This is a genomic window from Nitrospinota bacterium, from assembly GCA_009873635.1.
In the GTDB taxonomy this organism is placed as follows: domain Bacteria; phylum Nitrospinota; class Nitrospinia; order Nitrospinales; family VA-1; genus LS-NOB.
Map to the genome: position 1 here is coordinate 1 of WAHY01000019.1, position 1,888 is coordinate 1,888.

Here is a 1,888-nt window from a genome sequence, read left to right on the forward strand (position 1 = left end):
TAAATAAACTGTTTTTGGGAACACTTTGTTCACTACACCTTCTTTTTTCTTGCCTGCAAAATCAAACTTGATCTTGTCTCCAACTTTCATAACTTCACCTCTAAATAAAAGCCATTAATCTGCCCACGGAATTATCCCTAAAGCCCTAACCACTCCATTATTTTGAAAAATTTGAGATTAGAGTAAATTTACAAGCTAGTCAATATTTTCTTCCTTTGTGGAAAACTTTCGCTGGAACATAGCATTACTTTATACTGTCCTCAATGGATAACTCGGATCAAGGGGCTATTGCCAGTTTCCTAGTTTCTTCAGGGGTGGTACAATTGTTAAATTTTTGAAAGTCCTGCCTTGTGAATACACACATCCAGAGTGAAATTGAAACGATTGAATCGAATCCCTCTGCCAACGAGAAGCAGTTCGCAGAAGTGGTGTTCAACCTTCCTATCAAAGAAGCTTTTACCTATATTATTCCGCCACAATTCCAGGGGAAGGTATCAATTGGAATGCGGGTGCTTGCGCCTTTTGGAAGAAGGCGTCTCACCGGATACGTTGTGAACATTTTAGACAAATGGGACAAGAATATAGAACTTAAAAATATTTCCGACATTCCTGATACTGAACCCATAGTAAGTTCTGAGATACTTAACTTAACTAAATGGATAGCAGGATATTACCAATCCTCATGGGGTGAAGCAATTCGTTGTGCCCTGCCAGCTGGGATTGATGACGAAAGCCGGGAAGTCATTTCTGTTACAGATAAAGAACCGACTGGTTCTCTTTCAAAGTCTGCATTAAAAACTCTTACCTACATTCGCCAGCAGGGGTCTACTACTTTAAAACAGTGCCAAAAAGCACTGGGGAACAACTTCAGTGCTTACACCCTCGCCCGCTTGAAACAGGATGGATATCTGGCGGCTTCCCTCCAGACTCAAAAGAGCAAGGTCAGTTACCAGTATGTAAAAACAGCCCGCATCAATAATCCATTACCTTGCGAAGAAGATATCGAACAATTGCTTAAACGAAGTCCAAAACAAAAGTCAGTTTTTGAGTTGATCAGGAAAGAGCAAATCAGTGTTCCTGAACTTAAAAGCCAAATCCCAAAAAGCGGTGCCGCACTTCGCAGCCTTAAAGAAAAAAAACTGATTGAATTATTCATCGAAAAAAAAGAGCGGAGCGTATTTGTTCCAGAAGATGCGATGAACCAGCCCCTCGGAAAATCGCTAACGTTTACACCCGAGCAAAAAGAGCTGTTCACGAAACTTAACCAGGCTGTTGAAACCGGAAAGTTCGAATCTTTTTTGATTCATGGCGTAACAGGAAGTGGCAAAACAGAAATATACATCCGATGCATTCAGCGCGCTCTTGAGTTTGGAAAATCGGCGATCATGATGGTTCCCGAAATCTCCCTCACTCCACAAACAGTAGAACGATTTCACCAAAGGTTTGGCGACCGTGTTGCTATTTTGCATAGCGGGTTATCACAAACTGAACGCTATCTGGAGTGGAAAAAGATCCGCGATGGGAAAGTGTCGATTGCAGTTGGAGCTCGCTCAGCGGTATTTGCGCCTTTTAAAAACCTGGGAATCATCGTAATCGATGAGGAGCATGATGGATCATACAAACAGGACTCCATTCCCCGCTATCACGCGCGCGATACAGCCGTCATGAGAGCTCGCTCACTAAATGCTGTTGTAATCATGGGCTCTGCAACCCCTTCCCTGGAGTCTATACAGAACACACGGATAGGAAAATACCAATACCTGTCGCTTGCAAACCGTGTTGGTGAACGAATGCTGCCTCTGGTAAGCCTGGTGGACATGAAAAAAGAACGAAAAGAATTCAAAAATTTCTCCATGCTTTCCGGAACCTTGCGAAACGCAATCCATGA

Annotated in this window: 1 protein-coding gene; it reads left to right on the top strand. The window is 42.7% G+C overall.

The annotated features are described in order from the left end of the window. Nucleotides 1-350: 350 nt before the first annotated feature. On the top strand, nt 351-1,888 hold a 1,538-nt coding region (gene priA / locus F3741_10260; GenBank protein ID MZG31167.1), incomplete at its 3' end, for a primosomal protein N'.